Origin of the sequence: Massilia aerilata, from assembly GCF_042656905.1 — a bacterium.
GTDB classification, from domain to species: Bacteria; Pseudomonadota; Gammaproteobacteria; order Burkholderiales; family Burkholderiaceae_D; genus Telluria; species Telluria aerilata.
This window is the reverse complement of sequence record NZ_JBHSMZ010000014.1, coordinates 133638-150198: the sequence shown is the minus strand read 5'-3', so window position 1 is coordinate 150198 and position 16561 is coordinate 133638. Positions and strand designations below refer to the sequence as shown.

Here is a 16561-nt window from a genome sequence, read left to right as displayed (position 1 = left end):
CAACGCTCGATGCCCAACCAGGTGAAGAAAGGCCGGATGGCTTCACGGCTACGGCCTTCGCCAACCCAGAGGACCTGCCTGCTATCGGCATCGAGTACGACTGTGGCGTAACGATGGCCCTTGAACAGGGCAAATTCGTCCATGACCAGACGCTTCGGACGCGCCTCCGGTAACGCAGCAAGCTTCCGCTCCAAAGCTTGCTCATGAATCTGCCGCACCGTACTCCAGTGCAGGCCAGTAAGCTGGCAAACGTGAGTAAGCGGAATGCGCTCGCTCCACAGGGCCACGAAAGCCGCCAGGCGACGCGTTACTCTGGCATGTGGATCGAGCCAGCTGACACGCTGGCTTCCGGTACGCCCGCAGCCTTCGCATTTGACCCGGTACACAGCCACTTCCAGCGTCAGCGCATGACCCACCACCGGCAAATCCCGCACGGTACGCCAGCTAACATCGTGCACCTTTGGCGCCACGCTGGCGCAGTGCCTGCAGATCCGGGCCGTAGCCGGACAAGGCTCGAGCCGAATCGATACCGATTGGCCTGACTGAATGGACGAGGTGACGGAAAAACCTTCCCAGAACGGGAGTGAGGCAATATGATCTGACATGAGAGCGGTAGGTTGAGAGATTTGTTTGGTCGCACAAACACAATAACTCTTCCTTACTGCTCTCTTGCGTTTACAACAGGTTCATCCCGGAAACCCGCGATGAACCATTTTTTTTCCCTGCTAGTTGTAGGGCAGGCTACCGAAACCTTCAGCATTCACTGCGGTTGCGCGCTCGCAACTGGTTGGCAACTTGTCAAAGCGAAGCTTGTGGAGTACTGTTCGGACATACAGTAGTTTTATTCTCAAAAATGCCTCGCGACAACCATCCACCGCCGGAAGAAATACACCCCTCTCTGTGGAGGGCGTCTCAGCTCGCGCGGTCCAGCTCGCGATGCCACTCGACAGGCTGGGCTGCTTTAGACGGCCAGCTACCTGGAGGTGGCTGGCCGATCAGTAGCCTTATCGAACTGCATACCGAAAATCAGGCGGTCGGCGCGATGAGGTTGCTCAAGCCGGTCCTGAGCAGCTTAGGCAAAAAGCGGGTGATGCTGATACAGCCTCCGCACGTTCCGAATGCGCTGGCGCTGGCCGCCATGGGACTAGATCCTGCTCAGGTGATCTGGGTACAACCTGAAAAGACAGCCGATGCGCTATGGGCCGCAGAAGCGGTCTTGCGCTCGGGCGGAATGGGTGCAGTACTGCTGTGGCAAACCCATGCACGAAACGAGTCACTGAGGCGCTTGAATCTCGCGTCGCAAGACGGATCGGCCCTGTTCTACCTCTTCCGGCCTCTAGCATCCGCACAGGACGCCTCGCCGGCGCCGCTCCGCCTGGCGCTTCGGTCAGCCCCGGGCGGCGTTATGGTCGAGTTTGTCAAACGGAAAGGGCCGATTAGGGAAGCAGGTCTGCTCCTACCTCTATCTCCTTCTTTTGTTCAAAGCAATGCGCCTCTGGATCGGCCTACATCTTCACCAGCTCCCGCTCGAAGCGTTCGAGCCGCAATGGTCGAGTGACGGTGTGAGCGTCGTTCTCGAGCACGAAAAGGTGCTTGGGATGTCTCGCGCCGCCCGCGCTGCGGGAATCAAGCACGGGATGCGCCGCGGTGGCGTGCTTATGCTCGTACCTGACGCGCGAGTGCATGAACGCTCGATCGAAAGGGAGAGCGCGGCTCTGCACGCGGTGGCGATGGCGCTGCTCAAATACACCCCCTTGGTAACGCTGGCCGAGGAATCAAGCCTGCTTGTCGAAATCGGGGGAAGTTTGACCTTGTTCGGGGGCATTCGTGCGCTGTGCAGGCTCATTCGAGCCGATTTACGCGCCCTGGGCTTTTCCGGCCGGGTTAGCTGTGCGCCTACCGCGAGAGGGGCTTGGCTGCTCGCCCGCACCGGAAGCAGGCGGTTGCTCAAGGCGCAAACGATGGCACGTCACCTTGATCGCTTACTGGTCTTGGCCATACCTGCGGCCAGGCCATTCGCTAGCTGGTTCGAGGGTATCGGGTGCGAGACGATTGCGGACCTGCGGCGGCTACCCAGGGCCGGCCTGCAGCGCCGATGCGGACGACAGCTGCTCGACACACTCGACAGTGCGCTCGGCTCCGCGCCTGAACTGTTCGAATGGATCGAAGCACCGACGACGTTTGAAGCGAAGATCGAACTGTTCGACCGCATCGAGAACGCGGACCTGCTGCTGGCGGGTGCGCAGCGCCTTATCCTTGAGCTCGTCGGCTGGTTGTGCAGCCGCCAGATGGCCGTAGAGCGGGTGACGGTTTTTCTCGAGCACGAAAGGGGGCGTGAAAAGCGTCCTGCGACAGCCGTCGACGTCGCACTTTCTGAGCCTACCTGGCACAGCGAACACATCGTCCGGCTCCTGAAAGAAAAGTTTGGAAAGGTCGAGCTGGTCGCACCGGTAATCGGTATGGCGCTGGACGCCACTCACCTGCAACCGATGGCGCCACTGTCGCAAGACCTTTTTGCTGAACCGGGCGGGACCGAGGAAGACCAGAAACGGGTGATGGAGCTGCTTGTCGCCCGCCTAGGCGCCGATCGGGTTCTCCAACCGTCTCCTGTAGCTGACTATCGTCCAGAGGTGGCGAACGCATGGGTTTCGGTCCAAGAAAAACTGCGAGAGGCCTCGGTGCTGGCGCAGCTGCCGCCAGACCTGCAGGCCACGACGCGGCCGGCGTGGTTGCTGGCAAAGCCGATCGCGCTTTTGGTGAGAGACCATCGACCCTACTACACAAGCCCGCTGCGCATGATTTCAGGTCCTGAACGGGTAGAGGCCGGGTGGTGGAGCAATGCGGCTTCGCGCGACTATTTCATAGCAGAGGGCCAGGGTGATCATTCGTTGTACTGGGTGTACAGGGAGCGGCTGAGCAACGCGGACGATGACGGCGACCGGAAGTGGTTCCTACACGGTTTGTTCGGCTAGTTTAGAAGGCTCGTACGGGTATGACTGAAAGAATGTCCGATTCGGTTTCGCTACTTTTTGAGGCTGGCGGTCGTCCGCTGCCGCGGTACCGGCTCGCGTTTCCGCAGCATGAATACGAGGGCTCATTCTCGTTTGAAGAGGTTCTCAGCAATGAGTTCAAGCGTACGGTGGCCACCGCCAGGTTGCAAGCGCCGAGCGGCGCCGACGTGTTGCCGCCTCTCTATGAAGCGAAGCTACTGTGGTGCAAGGCTGGCGAGGCTCGGGTGAGCGGCCTGGAGGTCGACGAGGTCACGCACAGGCGAACGGCCCAGTGCTGGAACGTGCGAATAGGCGGTTTCGTTAATCGACCCGAATAATGCCACATCAAATCTCGGCTATGCGCCGATCCGCTAGATGCTGAACCGCCCAACAAATAACCAGGACGATTTTTTATGAGCCGACAACATAACGCCAGCGTATGCGAACGCGTTCCATACACTGCCTACTATGCCAACGGCCAATGGTCCTGCCAGTTCCGTTGCGGTGTTTGTGGGGAAGTGATACGTCGCGGTGTTGTTGATCTTGGCCTGAGAGTACTGCTCTGCGATGGTTTAAAAATGGAACCGGGTCACGACCCTCGCTCAGCATTTAAAATGTGCTGCGCGACGACGCTCTCCGGCGAAGCCGGTCACGAAAAACCAGAATAGGGAAGTCCTATGAATGCTATTTCGCCATACGATGAGGCCTTGCTGATAATCCGCCAGAATCCCGGCACGGGTGGTGCTGGCGGCCTCGCCAAGCTACTGCTGTCTCTCTACAACGACCAGTGCGGCTTCTCCTTCGCCGAATGCGCGGGTGGCCTGGACCAACGGCTCACGGGCGTCGCATTGCGCATGGTTCAAGATTACGCTGCGCGTGGCGAAACCGAAGATCTCCGCAGCGCCGGCAAGATCCTCGCCGAAGACCTTTATCCCGGACTATGGGAGATGGGTGTCGCCATGCGCGACGCCCGGGAAGCCGTTCGACAGCGATGGAAACGCGAAGAATTGGAGCGCGAATCGGCCAAGATTGCTGAGGCCGAAAAAGCGTTTTTGTCAGGTGTTGGCCGCCGTACTGTGCCATCAGCAATTGCTGAGGAAATGATCATGCCCGAGAATGGTACGGTCAGCGCGTACTATTATTTGGCTGGCGACTGGCATAATAAGGAATTGCCATTGGAGCGGGTAAGCGCGTCGATACGTGAGAACGGCACCGGCTTTATGAACTGCGATCCGGAGTCCGGTTATATGCTGGGCGTGCCGTTGGACGGTAGGCTTTATTATGTTCAAACAGATTACGACGTGCGCGAACGCTACCTCGACGAAATCAAGAGCCAGAAGCAGAATTAAACATAAATTGTCGTTCAAGGTGCCGCACCGCCGGCATTGAAGTCGAACGCAGTAGGTACCACTTTCCAACGTAGAGGGATTTACATGACCGATCTGAGCAATTTTTCGCTACCCGAACTCCGCGATCTGCAAACGCAGGTAGCTGAACAAATCAAAACGCGCCAGAAGGATGAGATAACGAACGTCCAGAAGCAGATTCTGGCCCTGGCACAAGGCGTCGGAATGACGGTCGAGCAGATCATGAACCTCAAGGGTGGCCAGCCGAAGAAGGCAGCGAAAGCCGTCGCGGCGCGGTACCGTCATCCCGAGCAGCCCGAGCTGCAGTGGACTGGCCGCGGTCGCCAGCCGCGCTGGATCGCTGAGTACCTGGAGAAGTCGGGCAATAACCTGGACGCCCTCCAGATCCAGTAACACGGCTCTGGAATGGGGTATGGGTCGCACCATGCCCCTTTTACGCCAGCATTGCTCTTTGCATTAGTTTCCGTATAGAATCACCTTCGTCGCCCTGCGGCATTGTTGTTCGCCAGTCTCCTGTTTCTCAATGCCCCATTGAGAAGCCCACCGCTTAAAGTTTTCATACGCCGCGCTGCGGTACCGGACGCTCCACCTTGGACGTCCACTTCAAGACCCTGTATGGCTCCGCTTCGGTGGTCAGCAGTTCAATCGCATCGAATCGCCCTACGTCAGCTCGTCGCATCCCGGCAGGCTGCGTCGGACCACGTTCGTCCAACTAACTTTTTTACCCTGCGGGATTGCACCCGTAGGGCCGCGATCCCGCTTCACAAGGAACGCAGATGAAACTTTCAGCAGCAGAAATCAAGGAGATGACCGGATGTAAAACCCGTGCGCTTGGCGAATCCGCCCTGTACGCACGACTCGAAGCACAAAACTGGTTCCGCGGCGATCGCGTCTACCGTACTGCGGGCTTCGACCGGCGCCGCAACCTCGTTCACTTCACGGCCACCTGGGCAGTTGAAGGCGGCGGGGTAGGGCATAGCCGCCTCGGCATGCCGATGAAACTGGCGCTTGGATGCGGCGGCGACCTTATGCATGCGACGGTTCTTCACTGAGGCATTATGAAAAAATCCAAAGGAAAGAAGCGCAGGCGCTTTTACGACACCGGACCATCCGTTATCGAAGAGCATGAGCCGCCACATGTCGACGTCGCGTTAGCCGCCGATGCAGGTGCGACTCCGATAATCGGCGGTAGAGTTGTGCTTGCAGTAGCGCACCGCTTCGCCGATGAGGACTATGAGCCGTTCGCATATTTCACGTTGACACAGGACTTCGTAGATAAGCTCTACCGCCTCGCCCGATTTACTCAGGTCGAAGGCGTCGAGCATCTGGAAATCCAGCATCACATCAAGTGGAATGTGGACTTGTTCAAGCGCCGGCCTCAACATCTACGGATCACGCGAAACCACTTTTACTGGACAGGCCAGTCACCTTACAACTGGTGCGAGGCCAATACCGCTCCCGTCCGGTTTAGCGAACTGGAGGAGAAGCTTGCGCTAGCCAACTCGAGCGCCGACGCGGTTGTATTCATCGGCATCGACGACCCGGAGGAGCAGTCTGACGTTCTGGCCGAGATCATGCCTCAAGTCGAACCCGAGAACACGGACGTATCGCTCCCAGCATCGCAGTAAAGATCGCGACTCACAATACCCATAACCCCGGGCGCGATCGCGCCCAACAAGGAACTCAACTATGAAAAAAATCTATCTCAGCTTCTTCGCCGCGCTGGCCTTCATCGCATCGCACGCGCAGGCCCAGCAGCAGTACCGCGTGGTCGGCATCAGCGACGGTGACACGGTCCGGGTGCTGGACGAAAGCCGGCAACAGATCAGGTGCAGGATGTATGGAATCGATGCCCCGGAATCTAGCCAAGAATATGGCGCGCGATCCAAGCAGAGCCTGTCCGAGCTCATCTTCAACAAGACAGTGACCGTCGAAATCCGTGATCAAGACCAGTACGGCCGCTCGGTCTGCCGCATCCTGCTCAACGGCGTGGACATCAACAAGGTCCAGATCGACAGAGGCATGGCGTGGCATTACGCACGCTACAGTAACGATGCTTCGTATGCAGAAGCTGAACGTACCGCTCGCCAGCAGCACCTCGGACTGTGGGCCGACCCCGACCCGACACCACCCTGGTTGTTCCGTCGGAGTCAGAAAGCGGTAAACTACCGCTGAGTGGAAGTGGCGTAAGCCCCGTACCGGCCGGAAGCCGGATTACTGGAAAACGAATGAGAAATTGGATGAAAGGCCTTACCTGTGCGGCGATTGTCGTGATGCTGTCGGGCTGCGGCGAGAAAGGCGGTGCCGAATTCGTCGGTTCCTGGCAGGCGAAAGAGCAAGCAAACTATCAGGCGACTGTGGAACGCAACGGAGACAACTTCCTTGTCAAGTTCACCGAGCCCGCATTGTTCCCGAAGGGGCAAATGGAAACGCAAGTATTCCCGGCTGTGTATAAAGACGGCATGCTTAAGATGGCATCGGCAGGAGTCACTGCCAAGATAGCGCACGTGAAGAACACCGATACGCTGGTCGTACCAACGGCAGGTGGATCGATGGAATACCGTCGCGTGAAATGATGCGAAAACCGAACAAACCGTATCGCCAGTGGCTGGTCATTGAGGTCCAGCCGGCGTTGCGGTGAAGTTTGCCATCAAGAATTATTCATTGTAGAATCGCCACGTCGCCCTGCGGCATTGTTGTAAAAACTAACTTCTCTCTGCCCCGCGCATAGACGAGTTCATCAAACTCCCGGTTTTACCCACCGCACTGCGGTATCTCTGTTCGCTTAGAACTTACCTCTGCAACTTCACGCGTTGCCGGAACCCCTTCCGGCACGGATGGCGGCTCCTGTACGCACTCTGGGAGCACCACATGAAGCTGAAAAACCGTAGCCCTGCCAACTTCGTTGGCCGGACGATCATCTATCGCCACCAGGCGTGGAAGATCGAGTCCGTGTTGGGCGACACGATCCATCTGAGCAAGCCTGGGCTTGACCACAAGGGCAGGCTCCAACTGCATCAGTTCGCAGACTGCCGCCTGTTCCCGACGTGCGGCGAAGTCTTCATTCAGTACCGAAGGCTCGTCCGCGCGTTAGGTCGCGTCTGCAAGCTCTCCGAAAGCGAAGCCGTTGGCGCTGTCCGCGGCATGATCACGACCGGCTCCTATTACATGGACTCGGAAGCGATCGCGCTGCTCGGTGGTTCGGCTAATGCAATGAGCCTCGCGTGGCGAGGCCGTCACAAACGGGGACGTTAAGTCGCTCTCGTAGTTCAGTAAAAACAGGGGCGCTTTGCGCTCCGCTCCAACTTTCTTCCATCTGGGTGAACCATGCCCAGTGGGGCAGGTTCGTCCTTTTTCAAAGGATTCACCGTGTCCTATACCGAAAACAACTCCCTCAAGCAAGACATCGCCCTGGTCCTGGCTTTCGCCGCGGCTGGTTTCAAACTTACCGATAGCAAATCCGTCGAGACACACGATGGCGCTGCATGGCACGCAACGCTGACGCACGGTCGCACGAAGATCGTCACCGTCTCCAACGGCGGCTTCGGCGGTCCGGACGAGTCGCAATTCCACGCTACTACCGAAGCCGCCAAGGCAGCTGACAAAGCCAGCTTAGAAAAGCTGTTCGCGGTGCCGGAAGTCGCGGAAGCGGTCCGCGGTCATATGCTGTTCAACCTCGACCTCGAGCATCAGTACAACAAGGTCTCCGATAGCGATTACCACGCAGCCAAAGCCGACATTGCAGCTCGCGTGCCCGTACCTACCGCTGACAATATCGAGTTCCTCGTCGGCCGCATCGCCGATGTCACCAAGGCGGTCAACTCGTTCAAGCGCGCGATCAAGACGAAGCTGCTCGTCGTGTTCGAAGGGGGTGACGAAAAGTGCGAGTACATCACGTACAAGCTCGCCGACACCCCGGCCAATCGTGAACGCGTGCGCGCACATGAAAAACGCAAGATCGACTACTTCATCGCCGACCTGTTCGGCGCCACCGACGAATCGAAGGGGGCCTGATGCCGACCGCACTGGAATTCGCGGCGTCGTTCGTGCGCCGCAAGCCGAATCAGACCGAAGTGGCCGAGCTGCACCGGCTGCGCGAGCAGGATCTCGCTGCGCTGGCGACGAAGGATGTGATCACGGTCGAGGACATTCAGGCCCTGGAATGGGGTGTGAAGTTCGAGGTCGCGAACAAATTCTTCGACAAGTGCGATGCATCGGCCAAGCACGCGCTGCTGCATGACCAGCATCACGGCGTTCGTTCAGCGGCTGCGCTGTTCAAGCCATCGGAAAAGCCAGCACTGCCGGCACCGGCGGCGACGTCGAAGCCGGTCGCGCAAGCTACCGTCTCCGAAATCGCTTCGGTCATCATGAACGGCGAGCCGCGAATCGCCACGCTCCACGGTCTGACGACTGCCGCCGGCATCGAAGAGATGATCGCATCGACCCATCCAACTTCGCTGTTGGAACGGGCAGAGGCCTTCATCGCCGGGTTCGAGGGCGACGATCTGCAGGAGGGCGTGGACCAGCTTCTCGCTGACCTACGCGCGGCACTCGCGCCGATCCGATAAACCACTACAACTGACCGCCTTACCCCTTCCGGGGTGAGGCGCGTCCCTCCGCCTTCCTCCCGTTTGCCACGGCTCCATCCGCGGCCAGCGTCTACACCGTTTTTTATGCCGACACCGGCATCTACCTATCGGCCTTTGGCCTCTCATGCAATCGCCCACGTCGTTTGACGATGCGGCGCTGTTCAATTGGAAGAACACACATGCAAACCACCACCGTAGCAAATACCGACCGTGCCGAGCAACTGGAAGCCCTGGGCTTTACCAGCGAGGCCGATTACGAGCAACACCACCAGATCTTGCAGAAGGCGCGAGACCTGGGCGAACAAGCCCTACGTGATACCCGGGCAGCAGGAGGCCTGGAGTATGTGCATTTGTCGGAAACCGGGCCTCACGCCGGCCGCCGCCTGTGCCTGGCGCCAAAAGACCAGTCCAGCCGTAGCGTGCACGCCATGTACGCGCCTCTCAACAACCCGACGTTCCTCGCGAGCGTCTGCGAAAAATGTCTCCATGTTTGGTGCTTGGAGGCATACGACGATGGCGACGACATCCCCGACTATCTAGTTGGCCCGCGAGCAGCTGCAAAGCTGGCCGCAGCCAAAGCGGAAGCACCCGTCGTTGGTGAGAAAGGTGGCCAGTGATGGCGACCCCGACCATCATCGACGACGCCGAGGTCGAACGCGCGCTTGCCGAAGATAAGGTTTGCGCTCGCATCATGGCCAAGCAGGCCCGGCCGCAAGGTGGCGACCTGGTCGGCGTGCGCCTGAACCTGAATATCTGGAAGTCGCGCAAGGTTCCGGTCCAGACGCTTCACAAAGGGAACGGCGCCGGCAAGCATCGACAAAATGCTGGCTTCTTCAATGGCTCTGTCCTCTGGTATCAGAAGATCGTGGTCCTGCGTGATGCTTTCTTCAATGTCGGGCAAATCGGAAGAGAGAAGATCGCGGCCGGCACGGAGAGTAAGCACCCGATTGCCAGCGTCGACGGTGTCCTTGTCGATACCGACGCGCCGAGCTTTGAGGGCCTCGAGGTCCGCTTCGAACCCCATGCCACTCACCTGTTCGTCACCCTCGACAACAGGGCCGTTCGCTGGGCAGAAGAAGTGACTGTCTACGCTCACCGATGCTACCTACGTGGCGCCATCCTCTATCACACCGAAATGACCGCGCCGCCCAAGGCCGGGCCATCGCCTTCCATCGCAATCCTGTAATAACGCCGGCGACATCGTCGCCGCGCGGGCGGAAAAACGCATCCAAGTAACTTGCCGCCATACCGCGGCGGCACCACTACAAAAGCCCTACCGGGCATCTACCGAAAGCATCCATGCAAACCATCGACACCCCGCAACAAGCTGTCTCGTCCAACGTCGCTCAATCGAACGAAAAGCGTATCCTGGCCCGTGTCGTCCTGCAGGCCTGGGGAGGCCGTAAAGGCGACGATGCAATCTTCGTCGAAGAGAAGATCGTCGACGTGACGGACGCCGTTCTCCTGCTCGATCACGACCTCGTTGTAGAGCTGGAGGACTCCACGGACCAGACCGACGATATCGGCCACGGACACCTCGACCACTCCGGCCCGCTTGAGGTTTACGTCACCAGCTCGATCTGCGAGTTCTTTGGCGTGGACAGCGTCGAAGAAATCACTGCCACCGCGTTTGAACAAGCGCGTTGTGCTGTGAATCCAAAGCGGCCCGAGTATGTCCGGACCATCGTTGAAATGGAAGTCACCGCCAAAGTCCTGCCGGGCGGCGACCGCAACACGGCGCTCGATGACCTGTCGATCGAGGTCGCGTCGCCGTCTGAAAATGTGATCGTCACCCGCGCGCAACGCATGAAGCCCTCGGCTGATCGTGCATTGGTGCTGCCGGCGGCGGATCCCTCGCTGCCACGCTTCATGCAGCTGATGACGCTGTCCAATGCCATCAGCATCGACGATGGTGCGCTTCTGACGGACTGGACCAGGTCGGCATGGATCGGCGAGCCGACAAACGAGGTGCTCCGCTTCGCCTGGACTGATGGTGAGCTGGACTACAGCGTCACGCTGACCGAAGACGGCGTTCAAACGGGGCGGTTCGACGACAAGGGCCGCTTCTTCACGACCGACACCGAGGGCACGGTGTTGTTCGTGCGCTTCTTCAAAGTCGAATCGATCGGCCCGAGCAACCTGCAAAGCCTTCATTAAAACCGCACGCGCAGTGCGATCGGCCGGCTCCGGCTAGTCGTCCAAGTAGACCCTTCCAGCCTTGTGCTGGTCGGGTCTTTTTTTTCTCCAGATCGACAAGCACAGGTACCGCGACGCAGGTTCCGATTCCATCTACAATCTATCCCTTCCAGCCTCGTGCCGGAAAGTTTTTCCCGACTGAAAGGAGAGAGCTTTGAACGAGCTAAAACAAACGCCGACGGGCCCGGCACATTTCTGGCAGGGTAGTCTTAATATCGGATTCGTTTTCTCCGTGCCTGGTACGCGCGAGGCAAAGGACCGCATGCCTTTGGCTGACGCTTCGGGACGAAACCTTGGAACAGCGTTAACCGACCACTTGGCAAGATCTCTCCCAACCGTCTTCCCATCCGCAGATCGCTACGCCTACCGTATTACGAACGCCTACGATGTCCCGATGTCGAAGGCTCTCGGAGATAAGGTCACCGAAGCAGCGGCCGCGCAAATTTTGGCGCCGCAAAACGTATCCAGGGTCATTCGCGAACTGGAAGGTGTTGACTTGGTGCTGCTGTGTGGGTCGAAAGCACAGTTGTTGGCGCCTGCACTCGCTGGCCGGCCGCTAGTGTTGACCAGTCATACCAGCTACTCCGGCTTGAATTGCCGTTGGCCCAATTCTGAACTGGGAGATGAGTGGTTGTACCGCCCTGGGTCCGAGCGCACGGCCGAGCGCCTGCGGCGCTGGTCATTTGATGTGGCGCAGAAGGTTTCGAAGGTTTTCCGTGGGCGTCACGCTAAACATCTGCCGATTCCAGGTAAGCGCAAGTAGGGTCTCAGCGGTGCCACCAAGGCATCGCTATCGCAAAATAGAAGCGCTGCCCCTATGTTGCTTTGCCGAAAGGTGCGGTATCATTGATACGTCGCCATGCGGCATTGTTGTAAATTCAAAACCGCTTCCCCGTACTGCCACGGGCGAGCGATGCTCAAATCTTCCTAAGCCGACTCTCGGCATCTGATGTCGCTGCGCCACTTGGCCAGCTTCTTCTACAACCCATCGGGGACCTGTCCCCGTAGGGACAGCGTTCCTCCATTTCGGAGATACGCAGCATGAATACCATCAATGTAAACGCAATCGCCAACAGCCACCTGCAGGGCGAGATCGAAATGCGTCGTGGCCACGTTCTGCGTAGCTACTTCAAGCGCCAGAGCCGCCGCCAGGTGCGCCAGCGCTTGGAGCACGACCTGCGTACGAACATGGCTCATCACCTCGCGGAAGCGGTGGAGATGATGTCCGTGCGCGGCGCCCAGGTCGACCGCAACCCTGTCATGGTATCGACGGCGAAGATCATCGCCTTCCCGAGCCGCGAACAACGCCCTGCTCGTTCGGTGCTGGTCGTGCGCAAGTCGGCACGGTCGCCATTCGAGCGCAAGCAGATGCACGCTGAGCTGCTGGCCGCCTGATCCTTCAATCGCGAGATTGCAGTGATCACCGTGGCCAGCACCGGCACCACTACAAAATCCCAGCTTTGGCAACGCGGCTACCGGCACGGAAACTGCGCGAATCACCAGTCCGAAATCCTGTTGGACATGCCCCTCGATTACTACGAGGGGGTGGCCGAAGGAGTTCGCGACTGGGGATACGATGGCTTCCCCGACTACTACCCCTGAGCTGCGCCAACTCGCTTCCAACACACGCCCCGCCTATTCCGGTGGGGCGTTTTCTTTCGTAGGACCACACCATGCAAACTACTACAACTCCGGCCCAGGCCATTCAATCGACCACGGGCCGCACCTTCCAGCTTCGTCCATCCTCACCGCGGGACTGGGCGGGAGAATGGCCAACCGATCGCAGCGGCGACATTTTCGTCTCCGAAACAGTCGGAAACTGCGACGGGAGCGTCTTCGGCTACTGGCTGGGCGACAAGACCCTCGCCTGTGAAGGCGTTATTCCTGCGATTCAGGCGCATATGGACGACCACGATGTGGTCGGCACTCGCGTGATCTTCGGCTTTCCGGAAGACGCTCACTCGTCGCTCAAAGCCGACCTGGCTGAAATGAAGCAGCGTGCTGCCAAGGCCGGCCTGCTGGCCGTGCGCGAAGGAATTCGCGTTCGTGTCAAGTCCAATCAGGCTCGCATCGGGGGCGATAAGTACCCTGGTCGTGAAGGCGTCGTGCAAAGCGAGAACGGCACCACTGGCGACTACTGGAACGTCCGGCTCGCCGCCACCGCGCGAGCACAGGAGCGGGTCGAACTATTCAGCCTGGACGCGCTCGAGGTGCTGACAACGACCGACGAACTGGCTGCGCTGCCGCCAATGTCCGGAAAGGCATTTGCGAGCCAGCTCGACAAGGCCGGATCGCTTCTGCTGGCCGGGGCGTCCTATGCTCTGGTCCCGCATAAGGTAGACGGATTGCCGGATGGCTGGGCAATCAACGTCGCGTATCCCGATGGGACCCGCAAGACCTTCGGCCTCCACCATCCGCTCACCCGGTCGCTGGCGCTGCGCGTCGCAGCTCAAGATGCAATGGACTGGTGGCTGAACCGCCGTGAGGCACAGCCGCAAGTAACTTTGGGCTGATCCGACAACTACACACAAACCCTAGTGGGGCTATCCCACGTGGGGTAGCTCCATGCCTTAACTGGAGCAATACAATGACCTACTCCTGCTCGGACTTCACCGGCAATCTCGTCAACCACCTTTTTGCAAACGGCCTTATCACTGCTGCTGTCGTCAACTCCGACGACCTGGAGCATCAGGCTACCGCCGCGATGGAAGCGATCAGCAACCTCGCGCAGCGCGCAAACGCACAGTTGCCACTCTCCGGCCAAACGGTACCCGCGACGATCCCGCAAGGCCAATCGCGTTCGACTCAGTTCATGGACGAACTGCTTGGCGCGCACGAAACGCTAACCGGAATCGCCGAGTGCAAAGGCGCTCGCACCCTGGCCGACTGCATGTACATGCTGAGCGCGGTCCAGAAGGGCACTTCCATCGAAGTGCACCACCCGACGGAATCGGAAATCCTCGATGTCGTTCAATCGCTGCCCTCCGCGTCCCTGTGGATGACCTACGTGCACGAGGTGACCGAATGAGCCACATGACGCCAACGCAGATCCGCGCGGTCGCTACGATTAGCCTGGGTGTCATCGAAGCTGTCGAGGCGGCGGGTGAGCAGGGTGCCCCTGCAGGTGTCCTGTACGCGGCCATGCAGGCCCAAGGCGCGTCGTTCAATCAGTTCATGAGCCTGATGGGAACGCTAGTACGCCCTGGCTACCTGACACTGGAGGACAACTGCTACCGCAGCACGCCGACGACGCCGGAATTGAAAACGAAACTGACGAACACCCTTGCAGCGTTCGCCAGCTAAACCTTTACTGATCCAGATGACACACCGGCCTTGCGCTGGTGTGTCGCACTGGACTGCCTTACTGATCTTTGCGCAGCACAGATGAGTAGCACCCCGAATTCATACGCCGGCACCCGGCATCCATCCACGGCCTCGCGCCGACCTACCGTTCGCCATCGGGCACGCCGCCCGTTTGGGCTGCCCCTTTGGTTCAACCTGGAGCAACGAATGCACCTGCAACAGATCCATCAAGCTGCGCACCCCGCGAGCGGCAGCAACATCGATGAACTACTGGCCCTGCTGGAAGGCGAGCCGAAATTCGTCGCGCAAAGCCGCGTCATCATCAAGGCCGAAAAATCAATCCAAGAGCAGGGCATCGAAACCATGCTGGGGCTGATCCGGCGCCGGCATTCTCTTCACCTGCGATTTTCGAGCGGGAAGGACAGCAGTTCCTGCGCCGTCCTCATGATTGAAGCTGTGCGCCGGGCGGTAGCTGAGGGAATCACGACCACTCACTACATCTCGTCCAGCTCGACCGGCATCGACAATCCCGCGATGGAGATGCACCTCATGGCCGTGCAAGATGAGATGCGCGAGCACTTCGAAAAGCACCAGCTGCCGATCGAGGTTCACCTCACGCATCCGTCGCTGGCGTCATCGTTCGTGGTGACGACGATCGGCCGCGGCACCCTGCCAAGGTTCCCCGAAAACAGCAAGCATCGCCAATGCGCCCAGGACTGGAAATATTCGCCAGCGCAAAAGCTTGCTGCCAAACTTCAGGCGAAGGCCATCGAGCAAACTGGGCGGGAGATGGTCACAGTCATTGGCACCCGCTTTGACGAGTCGACGGTCCGCAAGGCCCGTATGCAAAAGCGTGGCGAGTCGGCAGCAGTACCGGTCCGCGGCGAGGACGGTGAGCTTGTCCTCAGCGTCATCGCGTACTGGACTTTAGAAGACGTCTGGAGCACGCTCGAGATGCTTCTGGAGCCGGAAAGCAGCCCTTACGATGCCGCCATATCGCAGGAAAGCGTCCACCGTTTGTTCGCGCTCTACCAAGATAGCAACGACGGAGTTTGTGGCGTGATTCTTGGGGACGCTGGCAGCCGCGCCGCTTGCGGAAGTCGAACGGGGTGCGGATTTTGCACGCTCACGGGCGAAAAAGACAAAAGCATGGAGAGCATGCTGACAGTCGATAAGTACGCGTTCATGCGTCCGCTTAATAAGTTTCGGGAGTTGCTCATGGCGACCCAGTTCGACATGGACACGCGCGAACTTGTCGGCCGCACGGTTAGCCCTGCTGGTTATCTACCTGTGGGCCCTGACGTGTATTCCTATGAGTTCCGCAAGGCAATGCTTCGCTATCTGCTGTCGATCGATGCAAACGAGCGTGACCGCGCCGAGGAAACGGAAGCTGCAATCTTCACCGGCCGCCTGGCCGACACGAAGGACAACCGGTTGATGGCGAGCCCTACGTTCGAGCTCGTCTCCTTTCAACAGCTGGCCGTGATCGATTTCCATTGGTCGAACCACTACCAGGCCGAGCACGCCTTTCCAGCGCTTTCGATCTGGTACGACATTAACGTGCTGGGTAGGCGATATTCGGTGCCGAAGCTGGACAAGGCACCGAAGCTGACTATCCCGACGACACGTTGGCTGAGGGTCGGTAACTTCGACCATGCAGCACCGTCCGAAGGCCTGCGAAGTGTCAGCAATGAGATGTGGAATCCCTACCTGCATCCGGAACGGATCTTCAACCACCGCGAGGTGAACGGCAAGCGCACAACCTGGTTTGATGAAACTGACCAGCTGAGCGTCGATGCAGAAAAGGCCTGCACCTTCATCACGTGCACCTACCCAGACATGATGGTCGAATCTCGCCACTTTACTGCGGCCGAGTCAGCGACTTTCTGGCTGAACGAAGGGATCGTGACTCTCCCTGCCGGTCACGCTCATCGCTACCAAGAGATTGCCCTGCGCAACCGATATGTCGCCAACCTGGCCGAACGCTTCGATCTGGCCACCCCGGCAGAAATGAAGGCCTACCTGATGAAAAACTCGATAACGAACGCTGAGCATCAAAAGCTGCTGCCACCTGATCCGCAGTTCGATATGTTCAGCGTCCCGGAAGCAGCGTAGC

23 protein-coding genes are annotated in these 16561 nt (G+C 59.0%); 22 read left to right on the top strand and 1 reads right to left on the bottom strand.

The features are described from left to right. The coding region (locus ACFPO9_RS17660) for a helix-turn-helix domain-containing protein (protein ID WP_379772803.1) at nucleotides 1-458 on the bottom strand (458 nt) is incomplete at its 3' end. 395 nt (nucleotides 459-853) lie between these two features. Between ACFPO9_RS17660 and imuA the strand changes: the two genes are divergently transcribed. The 22 genes from imuA to ACFPO9_RS17550 all read left to right on the top strand — a co-directional run bounded on the left by imuA (nucleotide 854) and on the right by ACFPO9_RS17550 (nucleotide 16560). Continuing rightward, entirely contained in the window at nucleotides 854-1558 is a 705-nt protein-coding gene (imuA, locus tag ACFPO9_RS17655) for a translesion DNA synthesis-associated protein ImuA (protein ID WP_379772800.1), read from the top strand. Continuing rightward, nucleotides 1488-2972, top strand: coding sequence for a Y-family DNA polymerase (locus ACFPO9_RS17650; protein ID WP_379772797.1), 1485 nt, complete (start codon nucleotides 1488-1490; stop codon nucleotides 2970-2972). The genes imuA and ACFPO9_RS17650 overlap by 71 nt, the downstream gene beginning before the upstream one ends. A gap of 32 nt (nucleotides 2973-3004) precedes the next feature. After that, nucleotides 3005-3328, top strand: a complete 324-nt coding sequence (locus ACFPO9_RS17645) for a hypothetical protein (RefSeq protein ID WP_379772794.1) — start codon at nucleotides 3005-3007, stop codon at nucleotides 3326-3328. Between the two features lie 339 nt (nucleotides 3329-3667). Further along, the gene (locus ACFPO9_RS17640) at nucleotides 3668-4339 is read left to right on the top strand and encodes a hypothetical protein (protein WP_379772792.1); all 672 of its coding nucleotides are present in this window, start codon (nucleotides 3668-3670) and stop codon (nucleotides 4337-4339) included. An 84-nt stretch (nucleotides 4340-4423) separates the two neighbouring features. Continuing rightward, a complete protein-coding gene (locus ACFPO9_RS17635; protein WP_379772789.1) occupies nucleotides 4424-4750 on the top strand; it encodes an H-NS histone family protein in 327 nt (108 codons plus the stop codon). Between the two features lie 383 nt (nucleotides 4751-5133). Next, on the top strand, nucleotides 5134-5409 hold the full coding sequence (locus tag ACFPO9_RS17630; RefSeq protein ID WP_379772786.1) for a hypothetical protein: 276 nt from the start codon (nucleotides 5134-5136) through the stop codon (nucleotides 5407-5409). A gap of 6 nt (nucleotides 5410-5415) precedes the next feature. Further along, nucleotides 5416-5985: a hypothetical protein gene (locus tag ACFPO9_RS17625; RefSeq protein WP_379772783.1), complete on the top strand. Its 570-nt coding sequence runs from the start codon at nucleotides 5416-5418 to the stop codon at nucleotides 5983-5985. Between the two features lie 61 nt (nucleotides 5986-6046). Beyond that, the gene (locus tag ACFPO9_RS17620) at nucleotides 6047-6532 is read left to right on the top strand and encodes a thermonuclease family protein (protein ID WP_379772781.1); all 486 of its coding nucleotides are present in this window, start codon (nucleotides 6047-6049) and stop codon (nucleotides 6530-6532) included. 65 nt (nucleotides 6533-6597) lie between these two features. Next, nucleotides 6598-6933 (top strand): hypothetical protein, encoded by a 336-nt coding sequence (locus ACFPO9_RS17615; RefSeq protein ID WP_379772779.1) that lies wholly within the window; start codon nucleotides 6598-6600, stop codon nucleotides 6931-6933. Nucleotides 6934-7228: 295 nt separating this feature from the next. Further along, complete coding sequence (locus ACFPO9_RS17610) at nucleotides 7229-7612, top strand: hypothetical protein (protein WP_379772776.1); 384 nt, start codon at nucleotides 7229-7231, stop codon at nucleotides 7610-7612. A gap of 114 nt (nucleotides 7613-7726) precedes the next feature. Next, the gene (locus ACFPO9_RS17605) at nucleotides 7727-8371 is read left to right on the top strand and encodes a hypothetical protein (protein ID WP_379772774.1); all 645 of its coding nucleotides are present in this window, start codon (nucleotides 7727-7729) and stop codon (nucleotides 8369-8371) included. After that, a complete protein-coding gene (locus tag ACFPO9_RS17600; protein ID WP_379772771.1) occupies nucleotides 8371-8925 on the top strand; it encodes a hypothetical protein in 555 nt (184 codons plus the stop codon). The genes ACFPO9_RS17605 and ACFPO9_RS17600 overlap by 1 nt, the downstream gene beginning before the upstream one ends. 200 nt (nucleotides 8926-9125) lie before the next feature. Further along, nucleotides 9126-9563: a hypothetical protein gene (locus ACFPO9_RS17595; RefSeq protein WP_379772768.1), complete on the top strand. Its 438-nt coding sequence runs from the start codon at nucleotides 9126-9128 to the stop codon at nucleotides 9561-9563. After that, nucleotides 9563-10132 (top strand): hypothetical protein, encoded by a 570-nt coding sequence (locus ACFPO9_RS17590; RefSeq protein ID WP_379772765.1) that lies wholly within the window; start codon nucleotides 9563-9565, stop codon nucleotides 10130-10132. The genes ACFPO9_RS17595 and ACFPO9_RS17590 overlap by 1 nt, the downstream gene beginning before the upstream one ends. A gap of 113 nt (nucleotides 10133-10245) precedes the next feature. Then, complete coding sequence (locus ACFPO9_RS17585) at nucleotides 10246-11103, top strand: hypothetical protein (protein WP_379772762.1); 858 nt, start codon at nucleotides 10246-10248, stop codon at nucleotides 11101-11103. Nucleotides 11104-11296: 193 nt separating this feature from the next. Next, nucleotides 11297-11905 (top strand): hypothetical protein, encoded by a 609-nt coding sequence (locus tag ACFPO9_RS17580; RefSeq protein ID WP_379772760.1) that lies wholly within the window; start codon nucleotides 11297-11299, stop codon nucleotides 11903-11905. Nucleotides 11906-12183: 278 nt separating this feature from the next. Next, a complete protein-coding gene (locus ACFPO9_RS17575; protein ID WP_379772758.1) occupies nucleotides 12184-12537 on the top strand; it encodes a hypothetical protein in 354 nt (117 codons plus the stop codon). A gap of 21 nt (nucleotides 12538-12558) precedes the next feature. Beyond that, entirely contained in the window at nucleotides 12559-12744 is a 186-nt protein-coding gene (locus tag ACFPO9_RS17570; protein ID WP_379772756.1) for a hypothetical protein, read from the top strand. A 71-nt stretch (nucleotides 12745-12815) separates the two neighbouring features. After that, complete coding sequence (locus ACFPO9_RS17565) at nucleotides 12816-13655, top strand: hypothetical protein (RefSeq protein ID WP_379772753.1); 840 nt, start codon at nucleotides 12816-12818, stop codon at nucleotides 13653-13655. Nucleotides 13656-13729: 74 nt separating this feature from the next. Then, nucleotides 13730-14170, top strand: coding sequence for a hypothetical protein (locus tag ACFPO9_RS17560; RefSeq protein ID WP_379772751.1), 441 nt, complete (start codon nucleotides 13730-13732; stop codon nucleotides 14168-14170). Further along, on the top strand, nucleotides 14167-14445 hold the full coding sequence (locus tag ACFPO9_RS17555; RefSeq protein WP_379772748.1) for a hypothetical protein: 279 nt from the start codon (nucleotides 14167-14169) through the stop codon (nucleotides 14443-14445). The genes ACFPO9_RS17560 and ACFPO9_RS17555 overlap by 4 nt, the downstream gene beginning before the upstream one ends. Nucleotides 14446-14652: 207 nt before the next feature. Beyond that, nucleotides 14653-16560 carry an adenine nucleotide alpha hydrolase family protein gene (locus ACFPO9_RS17550; protein ID WP_379772746.1) on the top strand — a complete coding sequence of 636 codons (1908 nt, stop codon included), beginning with the start codon at nucleotides 14653-14655 and terminating at the stop codon, nucleotides 16558-16560. The last annotated feature ends 1 nt before the right edge of the window (nucleotide 16561 follow it).

Bases quoted from the DNA above. Each gene is read 5' to 3' on its own strand.
- imuA (WP_379772800.1), top strand. From the start codon at position 854: ATGCCTCGCGACAACCATCCACCGCCGGAAGAAATACACCCCTCTCTG.
- ACFPO9_RS17650 (WP_379772797.1), top strand. From the start codon at position 1,488: ATGCGCCTCTGGATCGGCCTACATCTTCACCAGCTCCCGCTCGAAGCG.
- ACFPO9_RS17645 (WP_379772794.1), top strand. From the start codon at position 3,005: ATGTCCGATTCGGTTTCGCTACTTTTTGAGGCTGGCGGTCGTCCGCTG.
- ACFPO9_RS17640 (WP_379772792.1), top strand. From the start codon at position 3,668: ATGAATGCTATTTCGCCATACGATGAGGCCTTGCTGATAATCCGCCAG.
- ACFPO9_RS17635 (WP_379772789.1), top strand. From the start codon at position 4,424: ATGACCGATCTGAGCAATTTTTCGCTACCCGAACTCCGCGATCTGCAA.
- ACFPO9_RS17630 (WP_379772786.1), top strand. From the start codon at position 5,134: ATGAAACTTTCAGCAGCAGAAATCAAGGAGATGACCGGATGTAAAACC.
- ACFPO9_RS17625 (WP_379772783.1), top strand. From the start codon at position 5,416: ATGAAAAAATCCAAAGGAAAGAAGCGCAGGCGCTTTTACGACACCGGA.
- ACFPO9_RS17620 (WP_379772781.1), top strand. From the start codon at position 6,047: ATGAAAAAAATCTATCTCAGCTTCTTCGCCGCGCTGGCCTTCATCGCA.
- ACFPO9_RS17615 (WP_379772779.1), top strand. From the start codon at position 6,598: ATGAAAGGCCTTACCTGTGCGGCGATTGTCGTGATGCTGTCGGGCTGC.
- ACFPO9_RS17610 (WP_379772776.1), top strand. From the start codon at position 7,229: ATGAAGCTGAAAAACCGTAGCCCTGCCAACTTCGTTGGCCGGACGATC.
- ACFPO9_RS17600 (WP_379772771.1), top strand. From the start codon at position 8,371: ATGCCGACCGCACTGGAATTCGCGGCGTCGTTCGTGCGCCGCAAGCCG.
- ACFPO9_RS17595 (WP_379772768.1), top strand. From the start codon at position 9,126: ATGCAAACCACCACCGTAGCAAATACCGACCGTGCCGAGCAACTGGAA.
- ACFPO9_RS17590 (WP_379772765.1), top strand. From the start codon at position 9,563: ATGGCGACCCCGACCATCATCGACGACGCCGAGGTCGAACGCGCGCTT.
- ACFPO9_RS17585 (WP_379772762.1), top strand. From the start codon at position 10,246: ATGCAAACCATCGACACCCCGCAACAAGCTGTCTCGTCCAACGTCGCT.
- ACFPO9_RS17575 (WP_379772758.1), top strand. From the start codon at position 12,184: ATGAATACCATCAATGTAAACGCAATCGCCAACAGCCACCTGCAGGGC.
- ACFPO9_RS17565 (WP_379772753.1), top strand. From the start codon at position 12,816: ATGCAAACTACTACAACTCCGGCCCAGGCCATTCAATCGACCACGGGC.
- ACFPO9_RS17560 (WP_379772751.1), top strand. From the start codon at position 13,730: ATGACCTACTCCTGCTCGGACTTCACCGGCAATCTCGTCAACCACCTT.
- ACFPO9_RS17555 (WP_379772748.1), top strand. From the start codon at position 14,167: ATGAGCCACATGACGCCAACGCAGATCCGCGCGGTCGCTACGATTAGC.
- ACFPO9_RS17550 (WP_379772746.1), top strand. From the start codon at position 14,653: ATGCACCTGCAACAGATCCATCAAGCTGCGCACCCCGCGAGCGGCAGC.